The sequence below is a fragment of the Pseudoalteromonas sp. SCSIO 43201 genome (assembly GCF_023716725.1).
GTDB classification, from domain to species: domain Bacteria; phylum Pseudomonadota; class Gammaproteobacteria; order Enterobacterales; family Alteromonadaceae; genus Pseudoalteromonas; species Pseudoalteromonas peptidolytica.
Window position 1 is genome coordinate 1,676,186 of sequence record NZ_CP072683.1, and the last position, 19,969, is coordinate 1,696,154.

Here is a 19,969-nt window from a genome sequence, read left to right on the forward strand (position 1 = left end):
ATAATAATATGAGCCAGACAACAAGCCATTCATCCGTGCCGTTTGAACCGATTGTCGTTGCCGACATCGGGGGAACAAATGCTAGATTTGCTATAGTGTCAGATTTCGACACACAAACTAATCGTTTTTCAATCACTCACCAAGTTACTTTTCCAAGTGCTGAATTCCAATCTTTTGAAGCCGCTATCCAAAAATATTTAACTGAGTTACCCATCCCACAACCACGCCGAGCGTGTTTAGCGGTTGCAGGTCCTATTAAGTCTCAGCAAGTACACCTAACTAATCTTGGTTGGCATTTTAATTCTGAAGACATTCAATCACAGTTTGACTTTTATGAACTGGCGGTTATAAACGACTTCGCCGCGTTTGCGTATGCTTCACCATATTTAGCATTAGAGAAAAACCTTGTAATTAAACAAGGCCAGCCAGAGTTAGGGGCAAATATTGGGGTGATGGGACCCGGAACTGGTTTTGGGGCTGCGTGTCTTGCGCGAGATATTAACGGCAGTGCAGTGATGAGCTGTGAAGCTGGGCATATTTCACTTGCACCGGTGACCGCTTTAGATAAAGAATTATTGACCGTCCTTCGTGCCAGCATTCAGCATGTCTCTGTTGAGACTGTATTTTCTGGCCCCGGTATCGCGAGACTTTACAAAGCCATGGCGCAAGTGCGTGGTGAGCAAGCAAAAGACTTAAACGCTGCGCAAGTCAGTGCTCTTGCCAAAGAATGTAAAGTGTGTGACGCGACGCTTACACATTTTTGCGACTGGATGGGCAGTGTAGCAGGCGACTTAGCGCTGACTTTTGGTGCTTTAGGTGGCGTTTATATTGGCGGTGGGATATTGCCTCGCATGCAGACTAGATTGCAAGCAAGTAGCTTTGTTGAGCGCTTTACTGAAAAAGGCATGATGTCGCAGTATACCAGCCAAATTCCAGTAACTTTGGTGGTGCAGGATAATATTCCACTAATTGGTGCTGCGGCTTGTATTCACGAGCGACGAGGATCGTTAAGGTAGGCCAATGAAAAAAGTAACTATCAATAGCGTTGCTGAGTATGCTGGAGTGTCAAAAAAGACAGTTTCTCGGGTTCTGAACAACGAACCTAATGTCAGTCCGGCAACTCGCGAAAAAGTGCTAAAAGTTTTTGAAGAATTAAATTATAAACCAAATCCAATCGCGCGGGGTCTGGCACAAAACCGCAGCTTTATTATTGGTTGCCTCTACGATAATCCATCAAAGAGTTACATCACGCGCGTGCAAAGTGGTGCGCTTGAGGCATGTCAAAAACACAGTTACAACTTATTGATCCACCCATGTGAACTGCGTGGTCAAGACCTTATTGATAACGTTGAGCAGTTACTGACGACTTCAAGATTAGATGGAATTGTACTTACCCCACCATTTTCAGACTCCAAAGAGCTGATAGCTTTTTTAAAGCAGCGAAAAATTCCGTATGCACGTGTCGCGTCGGCAATTGAAGGAGATGACTCCATTTCGATTAGAAGTAACGATGAACAGGGCGCGTTTGAACTTACAGAGCACTTGATTAAGTTAGGTCACACCGAAATAGCATTTATCAAAGGTCACCCAGATCACAGTGCCACAGAAAATCGTTTTTCCGGTTATCAGCGCGCGATCGCAAAGCATGGTATAGATTTTCAGCCGCGTTTAGTCGCAGAAGGTAACTTCAGTTACCATTCGGGTGCAGACAGCGCAAAAGCGATTTTAGATCTAGACCCTAGGCCGACCGCTGTTTTTGCTTCAAATGACTATATGGCGGCTGCCGTTTTAAAGTTGGCTACGCAACGTGAAATTAAAGTGCCGCAACAATTGTCTATTGCAGGCTTTGATAATGCGCCGATCGCTCGGCATATTTGGCCTGGACTAACGACCATTGCACAGCCTGTCGAAGAGATGACACGTATTGCAGTAGAGGAGTTAATAAAGCATATTTCGCAGCCGCAAGAAACGCCATTTCAACATGTACTTGAAGCTAAACTCATTACTCGAGAGTCGACCCAAGCGCGCTCGAACTCATAACATTTTCAATTTTTATACTTGCCCCAAAGCCCAATGCTTAGTCATTGGGCTTTTTATTTTCGCTGTTCTTAGGAAAAATGTTAAATACAGCGCGTTCAAGTAATCCTCAGGTTTGTATCGCATTAATGAAGCTTGTTGACCCATCAGTTATACCAATTTGACTTAATACTTGCTCAATTTGAAGGAGTAAATCTGACGCTAACAGCGTTAAAAATTTCTCATTTAGAACAACTAAATAGCAAAATTTTTGCCTCGTTATCGACAAGATTTTCTCGCCTCAAAATAGACCACTTAATTAAGCAAATTGGTATTAAGCTGCATATCGTCATGCTAAGGCCAATTGAGAATTTAACTCTACAATAGTGATTATGATCAGACATTAGAATAATTATTTTTGTCATAATAATTAACAATAAAATCAAACAACAAACGATTCTTGTTACACAGATACCAGTTGAATTTCTAATGGTTATAATTTGGTCATTTTAAAAAGTTAGACTAAATTTATAAGAAAGGTTGACACCGGTGTCAGCTTTGTGAGTAAATATAGTGACACCGGTGTCAGGTTGGGGTGAGAGACAACCTGATAGCGTACCTTTGAACGGGTAAATCAAAGCAGCTCTGTACAAGGATTGCCACGAATGCTGGTAATCGTGCAGAGCCTTTTTCCTCTAACACTAGAGAGTCAGTATTATGTTGCATCCACGAATTCAGGAAGTCACCGAACGCGTCATTGAGCGAAGCAAAGCAACACGTCAAGCCTATTTAGCTCGAATCCAACAAGCAAAAAAACAAACGCGCGTACGAGCAGGACTGGGCTGTGGAAATCTAGCACACGTGATGGCTGCATGTTCAAGCAGTGACAAAGCACGTCTGAAAGAAGACGAACAACCAAATTTAGCAATTATTAATTCGTACAATGACATGCTGTCGGCGCACGAACCATATAAAGAATATCCAGATTTAATTAAAGCAGTGGCAAATAAGTTTGATGCGACTGCACAAGTGGCAGGTGGTGTACCTGCGATGTGTGACGGGGTGACACAAGGCCGCGATGGTATGGAACTGTCTTTGTTCTCTCGCGACGTAATTGCCATGTCAACAGCGGTGGCATTATCGCATGATGTTTTCGATGGAGTTTTCTGTCTTGGCGTATGCGACAAAATCGTCCCAGGATTATTAATCGGCGCGTTATCTTTTGGTCATTTACCTATTTTCTTTTTGCCAGCAGGCCCAATGCAGTCGGGGATCCCAAATAAAGAAAAAGCTCGTATTCGTCAAAAGTTCGCTCAAGGTCTAGTAAGTCGGGATGAGCTACTAGAAGCCGAAAGTGCTTCCTATCACAGTGCTGGTACTTGTACTTTTTATGGCACAGCAAATTCTAACCAGATGCTAATGGAGATCATGGGTCTTCATTTACCTGGTAGTTCGTTTATCAACCCATACACTGAGCTAAGAGATGGCCTAACAGCGAGTGCAGTTGAGACCATGTTGGCGCAACTGCTCGATGGAAAAAGTGGCAATGTACTTGCGGACATCGTGAGTGAAAAAACCGTTATTAATGGTTTAGTTGGTCTATTGTCTACTGGTGGTTCAACTAACCATGCTATCCACTTGGTGGCGATGGCAAAAGCGGCAGGTGTGCAAATTACCTGGAAGGATATGGCCGACTTGTCTGAAGTGGTGCCGTTATTAACGCGTATTTATCCAAACGGGCATGCAGATGTAAACCATTTCCAAGCAGCAGGGGGGATGGGCTTCTTGATGCGTGAATTGAGAGATGGCGGCTTCTTACACAATGACGTCAAAACAATTGTGGGCGAAGGACTTGATGCTTACACCATGGAACCATTGCTGGATATTAACAGCAATGTGATCATTAGCGATAACCAAGGGCCTGCTAAAGTGAAGTGGGTACCAGTGCCTGAGAATTCGCTAGATGAAGAAGTGCTTCGTCCAGTCGCAAATCCATTTAATAAGCAAGGTGGCTTGCAATTACTCAGTGGTAATTTGGGTAAAGCGGTGATTAAAGTATCTGCGGTACAAGAGCAGCATCAAACTGTGACGGCGCCAGCAAAGGTATTCAGTTCTCAAGGTGAATTACAAGAAGCCTTTGCTGCTGGCAAGCTTAACCAAGATTTTATTGCCGTGATTAAAGAACAAGGCCCTAAAGCGAAAGGTATGCCTGAACTTCATAAACTGACACCAGTGATGGCTACACTACAAGACCAAGGCTTTAAAGTGGCAATTGTCACCGATGGTCGTATGTCTGGTGCTTCGGGTAAAGTACCAGCAGCAATACACCTTGCGCCTGAAGCGGTTGAAGGTGGTGCAATTGCTAAAGTGCACGAAGGTGATTTGATCACTCTAAATGCACCTAAAGGCGAATTAGTGCTACACGTCTCTGATGAAGAAATGGCACAGCGTGAATTACAGCTATCACCACAGTCACAGACATTTGGTACAGGCCGAGAGCTATTTTCAGGATTTAGACACATAGTGAGTAGTGCAGATCAAGGCGCATGCTCATTTGGCATCGAAGAATAATAACAGTGGGAATGAGGGTGAGCATGAGTATTAAAGAGATATTGTCAGCAGCACCAGTGGTTCCGGTTATCGTTATTGATAACCTAGAAGACGCGGTACCGCTTGCTAGGGCATTGTTTAATGGTGGCTTGCGAGCACTTGAAGTTACACTTCGCACACCGGTGGCAGCGCAAGCGGTGAAAGACATTAAAGCGGCTTTACCAGAGGCCTATGTCGGTACTGGCACGGTAATGGATAAAGCAACTTTCAATGCTTCTGTAGAAGCCGGCGCTGATTTTATGGTCAGCCCTGGCGTAAATGACGAATTATTGGAACTGGCAAAGTCTTCAAGTATTCCATTCCTTCCAGGTGCCGCAACGCCAAGTGAGGTGATGAAACTTGCAAGTCATGGTTTTGAATTCTTGAAATTTTTCCCAGCAGAAGCTGCAGGTGGTGCACCAATGCTTAAGTCTATTGGCGGACCAATTCCACAAGTAAAATTCTGTCCAACGGGTGGTATTTCGTTGGCAACTGCACCTAAGTATTTAGCACTCGACAATGTGGTATGTGTGGGCGGTACTTGGATGCTTGATAAAGCGCTTATCGCAAACAAAGACTGGCAAGCCATTGAAGCGCTTGCAAAACAAGCAAGTGAAGTAAAATAGATTAGGGGACAGTTATCATGATTAATATCGCAATTAATGGCTATGGACGTATAGGTCGTAATGTACTTCGCGCACTATACGAGTCAGGTCAGAATAAAGACATTAAAGTTGTTGCCATTAACGATCTTGCACCTGCAAATGTAAATGCGCATCTAACTCAGTTTGACTCAGTACATGGCCGCTTTCAAGAGCAAGTCGTACTGAATGATAATACACTGGTTATTGGTGGAGATGAAATTACGCTAACGCAAGAGCGTGATCCTGCAAACTTACCATGGAAAACACTGGATGTTGACGTCGTGCTTGAATGTACGGGGTTGTTTACTTCTCGCGAAGCCGCTGCAAAGCACATTGAAGCGGGCGCTAAGAAAGTGATCGTTTCTGCACCGGGTACTGATATGGACGCAACGGTTGTTCATGGCGTTAACAGTGAAGTACTTAATGCTGAGTCAACGATTATTTCTAACGCATCTTGCACCACAAACTGTCTTGCGCCTATTGCAAAAGTGTTAAACGACACTATTGGAATTGAGCAAGGTAGCATGACGACTATTCATGCTTACACGAACGACCAGAACTTATCTGACGTATACCACAAAGATTTGTACCGCGCTCGAAGTGCAACACAATCGATGATCCCAACAAAAACAGGCGCAGCAAAAGCAGTAGGCCTTGTGCTGCCTGAGCTGGCGGGTAAACTAGACGGCATGGCGGTTCGCGTGCCAACTATCAATGTATCGCTAGTTGATTTAACTTTTGTTGCGAAGCGCGAGACGTCAAAAGAAGAGGTCAACGCGGCAATTAAAGCAGCTGCTGAGGGCGTAATGAGTGAAATCCTAGAGTACAATGAGCTACCTCTGGTTTCGATCGATTTTAATCATAACCCAGCTTCTTCGGTATTTGACTCAACGCAAACCAAAGTTGATGGCAAACTTGTAAAAGTGATGGCTTGGTATGATAACGAGTGGGGTTTCTCTTGCCGCATGTTAGACCAAGTGAAGGCACTAGGTACATTCTTATAATCAGGATTAATTTCTGACCAAAAGCTCTGTTAATCGCAGAGCTTTTTTGTTTTTACGAGAAAAATAACCATTCTGCCTTATCAATTGGTATAAGTCCCTTGAGGATTGGCAGCGTATATGGAAAAATTCACACACAAATACCAATAACTCCAAACGAGGATTTAATTATGCGCATCATCTTGCTAGGCGCACCGGGTGCAGGTAAAGGTACTCAAGCTCAATTTTTAATGGACAAGTATGGGATCCCTCAGATCTCTACAGGTGACATGTTACGTGCCGCAATTAAAGAGGGAACACCACTGGGTCTTGAAGCGAAAAAAGTCATGGATGCCGGTCAATTGGTGTCTGATGAAATTATTATCGGCTTAGTCAAAGAGCGCATTGCTAAAGAAGATTGTGCAAACGGCTTCTTGCTTGACGGTTTTCCACGTACTATCCCACAAGCTGATGCAATGAAAGAAAATGGCATCAATGTAGACCATGTCATCGAGTTTGACGTTGCGGATGAGATCATTGTTGAGCGTATGAGTGGTCGTCGTGTACACCCAGGTTCTGGCCGTGTTTACCACATTGTTTACAATCCGCCTAAAGTTGAAGGCAAAGACGATGTGACAGGTGAAGACCTTATCATCCGTGATGACGATACAGAAGAAACAGTACGTAAACGCCTAGCAATTTATCACGAGCAAACTAAGCCACTTGTAGATTACTACAGCGCTGAAGCGGACGCCGGTAACACGCAGTATCACAAACTTGATGGTACTCAAGCTGTTGATGCGGTCAGCAAGCAGCTTGGTGAGCTTTTAGGCTAAAGTTTACAAATCGAAATAAAAAGGAGCTAATTTTAGCTCCTTTTTTAGTATATTAACCTCGCAACAAAAAGAATATTTAAGTCTCCTAAAAAGGTAAAAGTTTCACTCTACATGCCCAAGCTCCAGTTCTAGCGAGCAGTTTGCTAGCAAATCCAGACTGGCCTAGCAATTTCCATAGATTAGCAGGTGTTACGGTACAATTGCTTCCTCTCAGCTAGATATAGTGAAGGTTTTCAGCAGTAATAGTTGGTTAAGTTTGGATCCTGGTGATCCACACCTTCACAAGGTGTTGTATTCATCCAGAGAGATTTTTTAATTAAAGTAGTTGTTGAAAGCTTAAAAAAAGCTGTATGCAGTATACCTTAGAGCAACTAGCGGATAGGGGCTCAGGTCGTTTACTCGTCACCTGAGTAACAAGTCTTTCTAACGCAAATTCATACTTTCCGTATTAAAAAACAGGACAATTTAAAAGCAAATGTTTGCTAACTATCTCAATGTTGTTATTATTTTTTTACTTGCAATGTAAGCAAGTTGAAAATTCAGATTGTCATTAAGGATAAAAAAATGAAATTAAAAGTAAAAAAGAAAAGTATGTTAAACCTATCTGATAACAAGTCATTAAACCAAAAACTGACACCACAAGTTGCGGGAGGCGGATTTACTTCCAGTTGGTTTAAAGAGTTAAGTAAAGCATATTGCGACATTGCAAAATAACTTAAACCATGGGTGATAGAACAACTAGGTAGGCTTCTCTTATAGTGTAAAGATAAGACTTGCCATTAAGGGTTGATATATCTACATGATTTGGAGCGTTTTAGCTCCTTTTTCACTTTATTTCTTGCTTAGAGATGAGCATAAAGCCGTATGACATTCGTACTATCCTATTGTTTTGATTAGTCACAAAACTTCTTATTTAGAACAGCTTAGAAGCAAAATTTTTGCCTTGCTTACAGGACGTAGTTACCGAGGTAATAGCAGGACGCGGGCGCGGTGTTATCGACAAGACTTTCTCGCCTCAACATAGACCTCTTAATTAAGATAATTGGTTTAAGGCTGTTATAGCAATGGTGTTAATCGATAGTGGGAATTACGGCTAAGAGGCTCTCAATGGAAGTTAGATGATATAAGTCGAGCTATGAGCTTTTTACGCGTTTAAGCTCGCCTCATATCACCTTTAATAAAGCTTAATTGGAGTTAAGTTCAAACTCTATTCTGATGGAAGCGCCACCATCATATATACCACTGTCTATCAATTGTTCGTATGTTTGGCGTTGAAACACATTGATAAGGTCAATGTAATTACCTTCATGATTATAATCGTAAAGGTTAAATGAGAGGTACATAGAGCTTTCATCCATCGTCTCATCAGTGAGAATATCACCAAATTCCAAATCAGGGATTGTTCCTTTAGCTTCAGAGTTGATATACCAACTTACCGCACCATGCTTGTAATCATTAAACCCTATCATATATTGTACTCTGTCAGCACTGGGTACAGCGTTGGTGTAATCATAAGATAATACGTTACTATTTGATGATACTAGGGCATTAACAAAGCTGTTTGAAAACTCATAACCAACATCGTAGGCCGAAATCTTCTGCGGTTGATCTAAGTGACCATTTTCGTCGATATGCTGATATGCAGTATTAAAGCTCTTAAAGTTACCCTCTGCAAAGCTGTTTTCCTCAAAGCTTGCAAGAGAAAGTAAGTTGGTATCTGCAATAGAGGGGTAGATATAAAGATTATCTTTGGTTCTATATGAAACTTGATGAAAAACAGAGCGGTTATCAATGGCACCACGTATGTTAACAGTCCCCATACTATGCTCATCAATGTGTGAGTAGTCGACTTTAACGCCTTGATGAATAAAGTCAGACTCTTTTACACTGATTGCTCCGGAAGAGAGATCAAATTTCGCCGCTTTTGAGCCGCCAAAGTATGGCGTTTTGATTGAAAGATAAGCGAGTTTATCCTTGCTACACATTGGCAATACGTCATCAGCAACATCAATATGAATTGGGCGGCGATTTACCCCCTCCAAAATAGCATCAGGTGCAGATATTTTAAGTTCAGAAATATCGACTTGCGCCTCATATGTACATGAACAAGAGTCATCACTGTTATAAAAACTGAGTCTATCTAGTGTTAATCCGTTAGAAACATCAAGATACGTGTCGACATAAGTCACCTTTTCACCATCATTGTTTTTCATTGGTATTATGACAGAGATATGTTGTGTCCCTTGGGGAATATCGGTATCTATCTTCCCTTGATTGTCAGATTTTGTGGTACCGTTTACGGCACCATCAAGTTTATGGAATACAACATCAAAAGCTGGTTGAGTGGCTTCACCGCACGAGTTAGTCACGCTAGTCATTGTTGTGAATTTTGCTAGAGCAGCACTGCTGCTTCCTGAACCTTGTGTACTGTTGTTATTATTACTACCGCCACAAGCTACTAATGAAGAGATAAGCGTAAGCGCGATGAGTGTTTTTGTAGTTTTCATTGATTTAGTCCATTATTGAATCAGTGCAGATGCTACCCAAAATCAGGAACAAAGTATAGCGCTGTTTCGGACTTATCCTTGATAATTACTATATAAATTAATCGATTATAAACTTGTACTGTTTTAGAGTAAGAAGCAAAAAAGATTTCTACTTACTATGTAATCTGGTGTTTGGATGCTGGCTAAATCATTGCTTCATCTACATACCTTATTCCAAATTAAACACTTCTTTGAAATGATCCCATAAGCCCAGTGATTCACCAGCAAAGATATCAATACCTAGCCAAGACTTTAATAAGTAAAGCGCAACAAACAAGATCCCAAGCAAAATAACACTGAAGACAAGTAGCGTGATTAAAAAAACGATAGCGGCGGTAACACGTTCGCTCGAGCTTAGCTTGCGCCTGTTTACACCGCCAAGGAAAACAAAATAGAAACTCCAGGGTAAGAATGGCAGTGCTAATGTCGGCCTAAAGTCAATCTTATGGTTGTTCCAACTACGCGTATCCATTGCTTTTTGTAGTGCTTTGCGTTGTTTGTAACTAAAGCTGGCAGCTATATCAGGATCCATTTTCTTTAACAGTTGCCGCACATGGGTATATTCTTGATCTGATTTATTTACAGCCATTTAGTCTCCTTTTATGATGAAATAAGCCATGTAATGACAGCTGAGCTTTGTGTGGGGTACCTGAACAGAAGGCTTTTAGGCTGATCATGATCCCATTTTTACGGATTACTTCTCGCTTGCTTCAAAGCTAGGATTAACTGTTCCCCAAACTCTCAGGCTTTTTTAGCCACTGCTCGGGTACTATTGATGAATAGCCATTACAGTGCCGGTTTTATAAATGGATGCGGTAGTATGTTCGATGAGCGATAAAAGTAAGCCTGCTCACCTATTGTCCAAAATGTTAGTTACTTATTACATATAGTGTAGTTCGACATATCTTACTATCAATATTAACGGTCAATCTAAAATACTGAGCTTGGGTGGGGTGCAACAGCTTCGTTTGGATTAAAGGGGGGAGGTTGATTTGTAAGCTATTACAACGATAAACACATTGGAGCTTATTGTTTTGTAGAGCTAAATATCATAGCTTACCTAACCTGCAGAATGCAGGCTAGGCAAATTTGCACATTAACTTCCTTACGCCTTAGCAGTAAAAATGGCGCGAAGTGGAGCCGGATAGCCTTCTATCGTTTTGTTTGGGTCATCAGGGTCTAAGAAGTCAGCAAGCGACTCTGTTTCCATCCACGGGGTCTGGCGCTGCTCGTCCAATGACGTCACATCCCGGTTAACAACTTTAATGTCTTTGAAGCCAACTCGCTCCAGCCATAAGGTTAGTGCATCACAACTTGGAATAAACCATACGTTACGCATTTTTGCGTAACGATCGGTGGGCACCAATACCGTGTTAACATCCCCTTCAACGACGAGAGTTTCTAGTACCAACTCGCCGCCTTTGCGTAGTTGAGCCTTAAGCTGAGCTAAAAAATCAATCGGGGAACGACGGTGATACAAGACACCCATCGAAAAAACGGTATCAAAGGCTTTAAGCTCTGGCAATTGCTCTACACCAAGCGGTAATAGGTGAACATTAGGGTCTGGATTATAGTGCTTGATAGTTTGAAATTGACATAGAAATAGGTCAGATGGATCTATACCGACAACCAGTTCTGCACCTTCACCACGCATACGCCAAAGGTGGTAGCCTGAGCCACACCCAATATCTAGCACATTGCGGCCTTTTAAATCGCTAATGTGTGGTAACAATCTATCCCACTTCCAATCACTGCGCCATTCTGTGTCAATATGTATACCATGCAGGTGAAATGGCCCTTTTCTCCAAGGCATCATACGCTTAAGAAGGTGTGTCAGTTGCTTTTGGTGACCTTCGCTGATTTCTTCTACCGTGCCAATTTCAACTTTTGTAGTGATGTTGACATGCGAAGTAGAAATGTCAGGTAAGTTTTTAAGTACTTTTTCCCATTTTGGCCAGTCTCCATGCTGAGCTTCTTTTTGCCAATGACTTAGCTGCGCAGGAAGTGTTTCGAGCCAATGGCTCAGTGGTGTCTTTGCTATGGTAGCGTAAAAGTCAGTAAACCAATGATTCATAATTGCCTCTATTTTATAGCTACCAGTGAGCAGAAGTTAAAACATTGATACCAGACTTGAGTTTGACTAAAGCCAATATCTTCTAATCTTGTCAAATGTGTGCTCAAAGAGTCTGTGCGCATCACGTTTTCAATCGCCGTACGCTTTTGGCTGATTTCCAATTCGGAATAGCCATTATGACGTTTAAAGTCATGATGGAGATCGATCAATAAATTGTCTTTAATGTCATTTTCCCCACGAATTTTTTCGCTCAATAGTAATACACCACCGGGTTTTAGGCCCTGATATATCTTCTCAAGCACCGCATTGCGGTTTTCTGGTGGAATAAACTGTAGCGTGAAATTCATCGCAACCACCGAGGCGTTATTAATTTCTATTTCATTAATGTCGCCTAAAATGACAGAGACGGGCACATCAGATTTAAAGCCTTTTAAGTGAAGTTTACAGCGTTCAGTCATTGGCGCAGAATTATCTACAGCGATAATGTGACAATTTTCTTTGTCGATGTTTCTGCGCATACTTAATGTTACTGCACCTAAAGAGCATCCTAAGTCATATAAATTGGAGTTGCTTTGTGTATATGCACCAGCAAGTTTACCCATTGTACTGACTATCGTTGCATATCCAGGCACGGATCGCTGGATCATGTCTGGAAATACTTCGACAACATTTTCGTCAAAAGTAAAGTCTTTTACTGCTTGCTCAGTGGCATAAATACTGTCTTTGCCCGTCACATCAAATCTCTCTTTGAAAATAATCTCGCTATTTTAGCATTTTATGCTGGATAGTCAGTGATAAATTCAGTAGCTTGGCTACTATTAATGATAAGAAGTAAATATGAGATAAAAAATGGCGAAAAACAAAGTGATTAGCACAGAAGATATTCTTTCAACTCTATGCCACTCGGTAACAGAAGTGCTGTCGTCGGCAAGCGGCAATCAAATAAGCTATTCTGCAATGGTACAAAAGATTACCCGTACTTGTATGAGACCAGATATTGGCTGCTTTGTACTGTTTGATGGTGGATTTACCGGTTTAGTTGTGACCAATTTTACGGCGCAAGCTGCGATGGAAGTTTATACTGACTATATGCGTAACATGGGTATGCCTGAAGACGAAATTGCACATAGCCATTTGTCAGATGATGTTGCAAATGTTTTAGGTGAGCTGATGAATCAAATTGTTGGTGATTTTACCAACAAGGTTCGCGAGCAGCTACATACATCTATCACACAAAACCAGCCCAAGATGATGGCGATTAATAAACAAGTACAAATCTCAGTTGATACGACCATGGATCGACCGCAAGCGCGGCGTGTTACTTTTACCACGCAAGGTCAAAATATTTTCTATCTTGAGTTAGCGATGGATAAGACTGAGTTTATTAAACTTCACGACTTTGACATTGCAGAGTCTGTAGATCCAGATGATATCATTGCAAGTCAAGCGGATAAAAAGACGTCAACAAAAGCTGCACAGGAGCAAGACACTGCTGATGATGATTTTATGGATCAATTAGGTCTGTAAACGGGTAGCACTTTTTTATTGTTGCTGTGTAGACTCTGCGGCCAAGTTACCATAAAGATGCACATGTCATTACGTATGTAGCTGCGCCTATGGTGGCTGGGTTGCACGATTGCAAAGCATTATATAGCAGTCAAACAAGTTTGATGAGGTAATGGCTCTTGTCATTACTTACTCAAATGTCAGACTGAATAGTCATCTACGCTTTTTTTGGGCTATGTTTTGGCTGAGGTGTTAAGCTCTCGATAAAAGTGCTTTTAATGCTGAGTTATATTGGCAGATGTACTGTTTGCTGTGTCTTAGGCTGAAGTAGTAAGTCTTTAGCCTTTTTCAGTTTTTTCCCTTGTTTGGCTTAATGCAGTAGAGGGCGCAGAAGTAATAATTGGATTGTTGAATTAGTGGACGGAGCCCTTATCGATATTTAAGTCTTTAGCTTCCTCAACACGCTTTATTGACGTTAACATCATGTATGCCTCATTAAACTCGAAGCGTGCAATAGCCGTTTTTAGCTTCTGTAACTCTACCTCCGATAAATAGCTACTGGCCGTTATGGTATCGACTAACTCAGTCGCTTGGGTATCGTAATCTCTCAGTGCTCTAGCCAATTGTATTAGCTCCTCTAGCTGACTACTCTCGCTCTTCGTCACGCTGTTAGTGGCCTCCGATTCTATTACTTTATCTTGCTTGCGACGTAACTGACATTGCCCCAGCGCATATTTTACGTACTTGATAAGCTCATCTATTTCTTGTGCTTTAGGTGGATTAATATCAAGTGAGGATTCAATTTTTTTGAATTCAGTGACTAATTTTACAATAGATAAATTAGCACTTGCGCCTTTTAAGGCGTGAAGCATACTTTGTGCAAGTTCCAAATTTTCGATTGCCAATGCTTGTTTTAAGTTGATGAGCTCTTCAACTTGCTGTGAAAGAAACTTTTCAAGAATATCAAAATAAACTTTTTGATTTCCGGCAGCACGGGCAATACCTTCTAAAATATCAATACCGTTAAACTCAATAGTTTCCTCTGATACAAAAGTTGATGTCGTGGTCACGATGTCGTTTTGTAGATCGTCTGGCTCAAGTGGTGGTAGCGAGTGGTTGACTTGCGTATATTGTAAAATACGCTCTACTAATTGCTTCACGTCAATGGGTTTAGTTACGTGATCATTCATTCCAGCATCAATACAAATTTGTATGTCCTCTTCCATTGCATTTGCCGTCATCGCCAGCACAGGTAAGGTATCTTTATCATACTCTTTTCTGATCTTTTGCGTAGCAGTGATACCATCCATTATTGGCATTTGCATATCCATTAGCACAATATTAATGTGCTTGCTTTTGAGTCGCTCAATCGCTTCTTTGCCATTATCCGCAATTACGACATCTGCACCAAAATTTGACAGTATTTCAACTGCAATTTCTTGATTTACAGGTTGGTCTTCGGCGACTAAAATCACAATTCCCTGTAACACATCATTAGGTATGGATTGCGCTTTTTCGACAACACTTCCCCTTACTGTGGTTGAACCAAAAAGTGCTGTTTGTATGATATCGATAAGGTTTGATGGATTTATTGGCTTCAATAACACGCCATCAACTAAACTTGCCTGGGTGTCTGTCAGGTGCAATTCTCGTCCATAAGCCGTGACTAAAATTATTTTACTCTTTAACTCAACAAGTTGAGAGTGAATTTTGCCAATTAATTCTATACCATCTAATTTTGGCATGTGCCAGTCAACAAAAATAAGGTCCGGCTGCTCCTTGGTAAGTATAAAGTGGTTTAGCGCTTTATTGGGATCTTGGTAAGCACTGAACTGCATTCCAAAGTTTTTCAGCATGCCGCCTAACACATCTAGTGCATGTTGGTTGTCATCGATGATGATGGCTGTTGATTTTGATAAGTAGTTAGAGAGGGGTTTTGTTTTATTAATCTCATCGCTAATCTCCATTTCTAGGGTAAAATAGAACTCGGAGCCTATACCTTCTTCACTTTCTACGTAGATCTCTCCTCCCATGAGTTTGACTAGTTGTTGTGAAATAGTTAAGCCTAAACCAGTACCACCATATTTCCTCGTAATTGAATTATCGGCTTGAGAAAATGATTGGAATAAGTTTCTCTGCTGGCGTTTGTTCATCCCAATACCAGAGTCTTTAACACTGAACTTCATTTTGGCAAGCGTAGTGGTGCAACTCACCAAAGTTACTCGGATCACCACTTCACCTTTGTCGGTAAACTTGACAGCATTCCCTGCGAGGTTGATAAGGACTTGGCTTAATCTAAATTGGTCACCAATTACACAATAAGGCACTTGAGAGTCGACATCAAAAACTAACTCTAGTTGTTTCTCTTGTGCTTTTACGCCGATAATAGTGGCAACACTATCGAGTAATTTTTCAGTTGAAAAAGCTTGGTATTCTAGTTCTACTTTACCTGCTTCTATTTTTGAGAAATCTAGAATGTCGTTAATAAGCCGCAGTAGCTGTTTAGCAGCAACATCTATTTTAGAGATATAATCATGCTGTTTTGCGCTTAATTCGCCCGATAATGCCAAATGGGACATCCCTATAATTGCATTCATCGGTGTTCTTATTTCATGGCTCATATTTGCCAAGAACTCGCTTTTTGCTTTTGCTGAATGTTGTGCAGAGTCTTTTGCTTCAATGAGCTCACGCTGTAATTGATTACGCTCTGAAACATCTAAGTACATACCCACGATACCTATTACATCGCCATCCTCATTGAAAAATGGCGCTTCGTATACGATTAATTCGCGCGCGTTTTCTTGACCATCTAGTAATAACACTTCATAGGTTTGCTCGTGTGATGAACGAATGATTTCAGCGGCTTTCGATTCAAATAAACTAGCTACCCCTAAATCAAACACTTCGTCTATCCTGGCACCAATAACATCAACTTCAAATTGGTCAAGGAGAGTTAAAAATGCTTTGTTAATACCCATAAATACACCTTCAGTAGAACGGTAGTATGTGGGGTTTGGGATGGCATTTATGATGTGATGAGTGAGTTCTAACTGCTCGCCCAAGGCGGACTCTGTTTTTTGTTGTTTCTCCATATTTTCGTTAATGACCAAAGCCAAACTTAAGTCTTTACAGAGATACTCCAAAGCATCAAATTGACTCTTACTTAACGTCTCTGCACTACCGATAAAAATCACATAAACAACTTGGTTATTTATTGTCAACGGCAAGGTATAGCGCCCTTGTATTTTTATCTCAAGATGCTTTGCTTTAAGCCACAACGGCTCGATAAGTATTTGAGATGTGTTTTGATAGGCACACTGAGTTAAACTTGATTCAATTACAGAATAATCCAGCGTAACTCCATGTGCACGGCACAAAGAAAAGGTTTGAGCATCTTGGTGTATATATAAAGCAGTACAAGGTGAATTAAACTCGTTGGCAATAAATGAGAGCGCATGCTCAACAATTGCGCTTGAGCCTGTGATTGATTTTAGTTCTCTATTATACCTTTCGATTATTGCAGCTGAACGTAACTTTTGATTTTGTGTAGCGGTAGTCTGATGAATCGAACGGATCAGTTCTTGGATTTCAGCATCTCCTTTGGAGAAGGCCAAATCAAGTGTATCAGCACGTTCGGATTGGTTTTGTAAGCTTCTGATTATGCTGTATAACGGTGAAAAATGCTTGGCTCTCATATACCAAATAAAAGCCGCTAAACAGACGGCAACAAAAAAGATAGTTAACGAGACGGCAATCAGTAATTGAAGTTGTTGATTATGTACTTTTTCAATCTCAGTGTTTGCCAATATCGGCAGCTTGTCTATGGCGAGTCTATATGTCTCAGGGAAGCTAAGTTGTGCCTGAGGATCAGAAGCGAAGTGAGAAGCTAAACTTTTTTGTGCTTCGTATAGCTGATCCAGCATAAAAGGCGTAGGGGGCCTTTTTGGAAATTTCAGATTATCTAGCCATTTTGTATCCCGTTCTTTTACGTACATCTCTAGCGATAAATGGTTTTGATAGGAAGTCCTCAAATCGTCTGCAATCAAGCGTTGTGATGTAGTGGCGTGAAAGAGCAAAGCTGCGCCGCCAAGTACGCCTAACAAAGCGAATAGGGCGATCCAACTTAGTAACGCTTTTGAAGACATAAGCTATTATTTATGCGTGAATTTATATTTAACCATAGTCGCGATATATGATTTCTCAAGCTATGCTGTTAAAAGTGTCCTGTTCAGGGAGTGGGTAACGTGAATGGCTGATATTTTAATTGTTGATGATATGCCAGAAAACCTCCAAGTATTACAACTTATTCTCCGTAAAGAGGGGTTTAAAGTGCTAGCGGCAAGGGGCGGAGATATTGCCCTCAGCATCGTTAAGAAACATCATCCAGCCTTAATAGTCACCGACATTAAAATGCCAAATATGTCTGGCATCGAGCTCTGTAAAACGTTGAAATCGAACGCAGTGACAGCCGGCATTCCAGTTGTCTTTGTTAGCGCTTACGAAGACAGTGAGAGTTTAGTTCAAGCACTTTCCGTAGGTGGCGTGGATTACATCACCAAGCCGTACAAGCCAAGTGAGATCATAGCGCGAGTTAACACCCAATTTAAATTGATTGAGGCGCAAAAATTAGCGGTTAAACAACAGCTATCGAACACTATTAATCAGATGATGATAGGTATTGCACATGAACTCAACACACCACTTGGCACAAGTATTACCTCGTCTAGCTATTTAAAAGAGATAGCACAAAACTTACAACAAGCATTGACATCACAAACGCTGACACAAGCACATTTAGTTGATGGTTTTGAGCAAATGAAAGAAAGTTGCGAGTTGTGTATACGCAATTTAGAGAAAGTAGCAAAATTTGTCAGCCTACTAAAATCAATATCGCAATCAGAAAGGGGCTGTGTTCGTGCGCCTACAAAGCTGTTTGATATTGAGAACCGCTTACGCAACAGTTTTTCGAAACAGAATGTTAAAATCGAATTTATTACAGAAATCGCAGCTAATTTATATGTTGATGGTCAGGCGTTACTTGAAGTGTTTGAGAATCTAATTGAAAACTCGATAGCACACGCGTGGTGTTCACCTGAACATAGTGTCACAATTAGCTGTCAACACCTTGATGAGCTGCTTCATATTTCTTATATTGACTATGGCGTGGGTCTAAAAGGTATTTCAACAACTGAACTCCTTAAACCTTTTATTACGACAAAACGAGGTAACGCTGGACATGTTGGATTGAGCGCCAATTTAACTGCTAACTTGATTTCAGGGGCGTTACAAGGCGAATTTGACGTAGATAATACTCCACTAGGATTGGAGTGGCGGATCCGTATTCCGGTTAGTGCACCTGATTGTGATTGATCTGTGTCAAAGTAGTGAGCTCTATTAGGAAAAGCGGACATAAGTCCTTATGTCATCGCCGCTAATTCAATAAGCTCGCTCGCTGTTAAAACGTAATCTGGAAAAGTCACCTGCTATGTATTGAATTAGCGTCACTGACTTATCTAAGAATTATCGACAACACGATCGTATAAGGGCTTTTTTAGCCTTTGCTGTTGCTGTTTTGAGAGGTAAGATTTGATTTACCCCTCAAGCATAAACCCCTAGGTTAACAGACCCGATAACATACGCCTTACCTTCTACTAGGTACGCAGTGTTGAGATGACACGGGAAGTGCGTTATTTACCGAAACAATGTGTTTAGGTAAATAACCATGAATTACTAATAATTTTGGTGGAACCATTATGCAACAGTTACCTACCGTAGACTATCAATCGCCAAATGCTGCGAAAGAATTTGTAGAGTCATTAAGAAATACCGGTTTTGGTGTATTAAAGAATCATCCAATCCCTCAAGAGTTGGTTGAGTCAATCTACAAAAATTGGCAAGAATTTTTTAATTCAGAAGAAAAGCATCAATTTCTTTTTAATAAAGAAACACAAGACGGTTACTTTCCACCAGAGGTGTCAGAAGTAGCAAAAGGCTTTACCGTGAAAGATATTAAAGAATACTTTCATGTATATCCAAAAGGTCAAGTACCAGCTCAATTAGAATCTGAGATCCGTGAATATTATCGTTTGGCGAATGAGTTTGCCCAAACGTTATTAAGCTGGGTTCAATCAGAAGCACCAGAAGAAGTAAGAGCAAAGTTTTCGATTGATCTAAAAGACATGATCAGTCAATCAGAGCAAACGTTATTGCGTATTCTTCATTATCCGCCAATGACAGGTGACGAAGAGCCCGGTGCTATTCGTGCAGCCGCTCATGGAGACATTAATCTATTAACCGTGCTTCCTGCAGCAAATGAGCCAGGTCTACAGGTACAAAGACAAGATGGCAGTTGGTTAGATGTGCCATGTGATTTTGGTTCATTGATCATTAATATTGGTGATATGCTACAAGAAGCATCTGGTGGGTATTTCCCTTCTACTATTCACCGAGTGATCAATCCAACAGGCAAAGCATCGACTAAGTCACGTATTTCACTGCCACTGTTCTTGCACCCAAGACCAGATGTAGTGTTATCAGAACGATACACGGCTGATAGTTACTTACAAGAACGTTTGAAAGAGCTAGGTGTTAAATAACCTCTGTTTTGAGCGTAACACTACTCAGTGGTGCTAGCTTTGCCTAGTGCCACTTTGGTTTTTCACTCGAAAGGCTGAACTCATTTCTTTCTCTAATTTCTCATCCTCGGTTATATTATTTCTGTAATTTTTGCTGTTTTTCCCTGACAATTTGCTCAAACTATGCAATATTCATTTTTTCA

The 19,969-nt window shown here is 41.1% G+C and carries 15 protein-coding genes; 10 read left to right on the forward strand and 5 right to left on the reverse strand.

Annotated elements, in window-relative coordinates; all coding sequences use genetic code 11:
* Window positions 1–8: 8 nt before the first annotated feature.
* The 7 genes from glk to J8Z24_RS07295 all read left to right on the forward strand — a co-directional run bounded on the left by glk (window position 9) and on the right by J8Z24_RS07295 (window position 7,779).
* Window positions 9–1,016, forward strand: coding sequence for a glucokinase (glk, locus tag J8Z24_RS07265; RefSeq protein WP_128730162.1), 1,008 nt, complete (start codon window positions 9–11; stop codon window positions 1,014–1,016).
* Window positions 1,017–1,020: 4 nt separating this feature from the next.
* The gene (locus J8Z24_RS07270) at window positions 1,021–2,040 is read left to right on the forward strand and encodes a LacI family DNA-binding transcriptional regulator (RefSeq protein WP_125253207.1); all 1,020 of its coding nucleotides are present in this window, start codon (window positions 1,021–1,023) and stop codon (window positions 2,038–2,040) included.
* A gap of 693 nt (window positions 2,041–2,733) precedes the next feature.
* Window positions 2,734–4,587, forward strand: coding sequence for a phosphogluconate dehydratase (edd, locus tag J8Z24_RS07275; protein ID WP_125253206.1), 1,854 nt, complete (start codon window positions 2,734–2,736; stop codon window positions 4,585–4,587).
* 23 nt (window positions 4,588–4,610) lie between these two features.
* Complete coding sequence (locus J8Z24_RS07280; RefSeq protein WP_252095524.1) at window positions 4,611–5,231, forward strand: bifunctional 4-hydroxy-2-oxoglutarate aldolase/2-dehydro-3-deoxy-phosphogluconate aldolase; 621 nt, start codon at window positions 4,611–4,613, stop codon at window positions 5,229–5,231.
* Between the two features lie 17 nt (window positions 5,232–5,248).
* Entirely contained in the window at window positions 5,249–6,253 is a 1,005-nt protein-coding gene (gene gap / locus J8Z24_RS07285) for a type I glyceraldehyde-3-phosphate dehydrogenase (RefSeq protein ID WP_128732661.1), read from the forward strand.
* A gap of 167 nt (window positions 6,254–6,420) precedes the next feature.
* Window positions 6,421–7,065: an adenylate kinase gene (gene adk, locus J8Z24_RS07290; protein WP_125253203.1), complete on the forward strand. Its 645-nt coding sequence runs from the start codon at window positions 6,421–6,423 to the stop codon at window positions 7,063–7,065.
* Between the two features lie 564 nt (window positions 7,066–7,629).
* Entirely contained in the window at window positions 7,630–7,779 is a 150-nt protein-coding gene (locus J8Z24_RS07295; RefSeq protein ID WP_176033633.1) for a ubiquitin family protein, read from the forward strand.
* A gap of 470 nt (window positions 7,780–8,249) precedes the next feature.
* On the opposite strand, the gene J8Z24_RS07300 is transcribed toward J8Z24_RS07295, so the two are convergent.
* The 4 genes from J8Z24_RS07300 to cmoA form a co-directional block, all read right to left on the reverse strand.
* The gene (locus tag J8Z24_RS07300; RefSeq protein WP_252095525.1) at window positions 8,250–9,572 is read right to left on the reverse strand and encodes a hypothetical protein; all 1,323 of its coding nucleotides are present in this window, start codon (window positions 9,570–9,572) and stop codon (window positions 8,250–8,252) included.
* A 208-nt stretch (window positions 9,573–9,780) separates the two neighbouring features.
* Window positions 9,781–10,200 carry a hypothetical protein gene (locus J8Z24_RS07305; protein WP_125253201.1) on the reverse strand — a complete coding sequence of 140 codons (420 nt, stop codon included), beginning with the start codon at window positions 10,198–10,200 and terminating at the stop codon, window positions 9,781–9,783.
* Between the two features lie 516 nt (window positions 10,201–10,716).
* A complete protein-coding gene (cmoB, locus tag J8Z24_RS07310; RefSeq protein ID WP_147390308.1) occupies window positions 10,717–11,685 on the reverse strand; it encodes a tRNA 5-methoxyuridine(34)/uridine 5-oxyacetic acid(34) synthase CmoB in 969 nt (322 codons plus the stop codon).
* Window positions 11,686–11,693: 8 nt separating this feature from the next.
* Window positions 11,694–12,419, reverse strand: coding sequence for a carboxy-S-adenosyl-L-methionine synthase CmoA (gene cmoA / locus J8Z24_RS07315; protein WP_147390307.1), 726 nt, complete (start codon window positions 12,417–12,419; stop codon window positions 11,694–11,696).
* 115 nt (window positions 12,420–12,534) lie between these two features.
* On the opposite strand from cmoA, the gene J8Z24_RS07320 reads away from it, so the two are divergent.
* Window positions 12,535–13,212, forward strand: coding sequence for a DUF3334 family protein (locus J8Z24_RS07320; RefSeq protein ID WP_125253198.1), 678 nt, complete (start codon window positions 12,535–12,537; stop codon window positions 13,210–13,212).
* 392 nt (window positions 13,213–13,604) lie between these two features.
* Here J8Z24_RS07320 and J8Z24_RS07325 read toward each other — a convergent pair whose 3' ends face one another.
* Complete coding sequence (locus J8Z24_RS07325) at window positions 13,605–17,336, reverse strand: response regulator (RefSeq protein WP_252095526.1); 3,732 nt, start codon at window positions 17,334–17,336, stop codon at window positions 13,605–13,607.
* Between the two features lie 103 nt (window positions 17,337–17,439).
* On the opposite strand from J8Z24_RS07325, the gene J8Z24_RS07330 reads away from it, so the two are divergent.
* Both J8Z24_RS07330 and J8Z24_RS07335 read left to right on the forward strand, forming a co-directional pair.
* Window positions 17,440–18,561 (forward strand): hybrid sensor histidine kinase/response regulator, encoded by a 1,122-nt coding sequence (locus J8Z24_RS07330; protein ID WP_176033636.1) that lies wholly within the window; start codon window positions 17,440–17,442, stop codon window positions 18,559–18,561.
* A 383-nt stretch (window positions 18,562–18,944) separates the two neighbouring features.
* Entirely contained in the window at window positions 18,945–19,787 is an 843-nt protein-coding gene (locus J8Z24_RS07335) for an isopenicillin N synthase family dioxygenase (protein WP_125253195.1), read from the forward strand.
* Window positions 19,788–19,969 lie beyond the last annotated feature (182 nt).

Bases quoted from the DNA above. Each gene is read 5' to 3' on its own strand.
- glk (WP_128730162.1), top strand. From the start codon at position 9: ATGAGCCAGACAACAAGCCATTCATCCGTGCCGTTTGAACCGATTGTC.
- J8Z24_RS07270 (WP_125253207.1), top strand. From the start codon at position 1,021: ATGAAAAAAGTAACTATCAATAGCGTTGCTGAGTATGCTGGAGTGTCA.
- edd (WP_125253206.1), top strand. From the start codon at position 2,734: ATGTTGCATCCACGAATTCAGGAAGTCACCGAACGCGTCATTGAGCGA.
- J8Z24_RS07280 (WP_252095524.1), top strand. From the start codon at position 4,611: ATGAGTATTAAAGAGATATTGTCAGCAGCACCAGTGGTTCCGGTTATC.
- gap (WP_128732661.1), top strand. From the start codon at position 5,249: ATGATTAATATCGCAATTAATGGCTATGGACGTATAGGTCGTAATGTA.
- adk (WP_125253203.1), top strand. From the start codon at position 6,421: ATGCGCATCATCTTGCTAGGCGCACCGGGTGCAGGTAAAGGTACTCAA.
- J8Z24_RS07295 (WP_176033633.1), top strand. From the start codon at position 7,630: ATGAAATTAAAAGTAAAAAAGAAAAGTATGTTAAACCTATCTGATAAC.
- J8Z24_RS07300 (WP_252095525.1), bottom strand. From the start codon at position 9,572: ATGAAAACTACAAAAACACTCATCGCGCTTACGCTTATCTCTTCATTA.
- J8Z24_RS07305 (WP_125253201.1), bottom strand. From the start codon at position 10,200: ATGGCTGTAAATAAATCAGATCAAGAATATACCCATGTGCGGCAACTG.
- cmoB (WP_147390308.1), bottom strand. From the start codon at position 11,685: ATGAATCATTGGTTTACTGACTTTTACGCTACCATAGCAAAGACACCA.
- J8Z24_RS07320 (WP_125253198.1), top strand. From the start codon at position 12,535: ATGGCGAAAAACAAAGTGATTAGCACAGAAGATATTCTTTCAACTCTA.
- J8Z24_RS07325 (WP_252095526.1), bottom strand. From the start codon at position 17,336: ATGTCTTCAAAAGCGTTACTAAGTTGGATCGCCCTATTCGCTTTGTTA.
- J8Z24_RS07330 (WP_176033636.1), top strand. From the start codon at position 17,440: ATGGCTGATATTTTAATTGTTGATGATATGCCAGAAAACCTCCAAGTA.
- J8Z24_RS07335 (WP_125253195.1), top strand. From the start codon at position 18,945: ATGCAACAGTTACCTACCGTAGACTATCAATCGCCAAATGCTGCGAAA.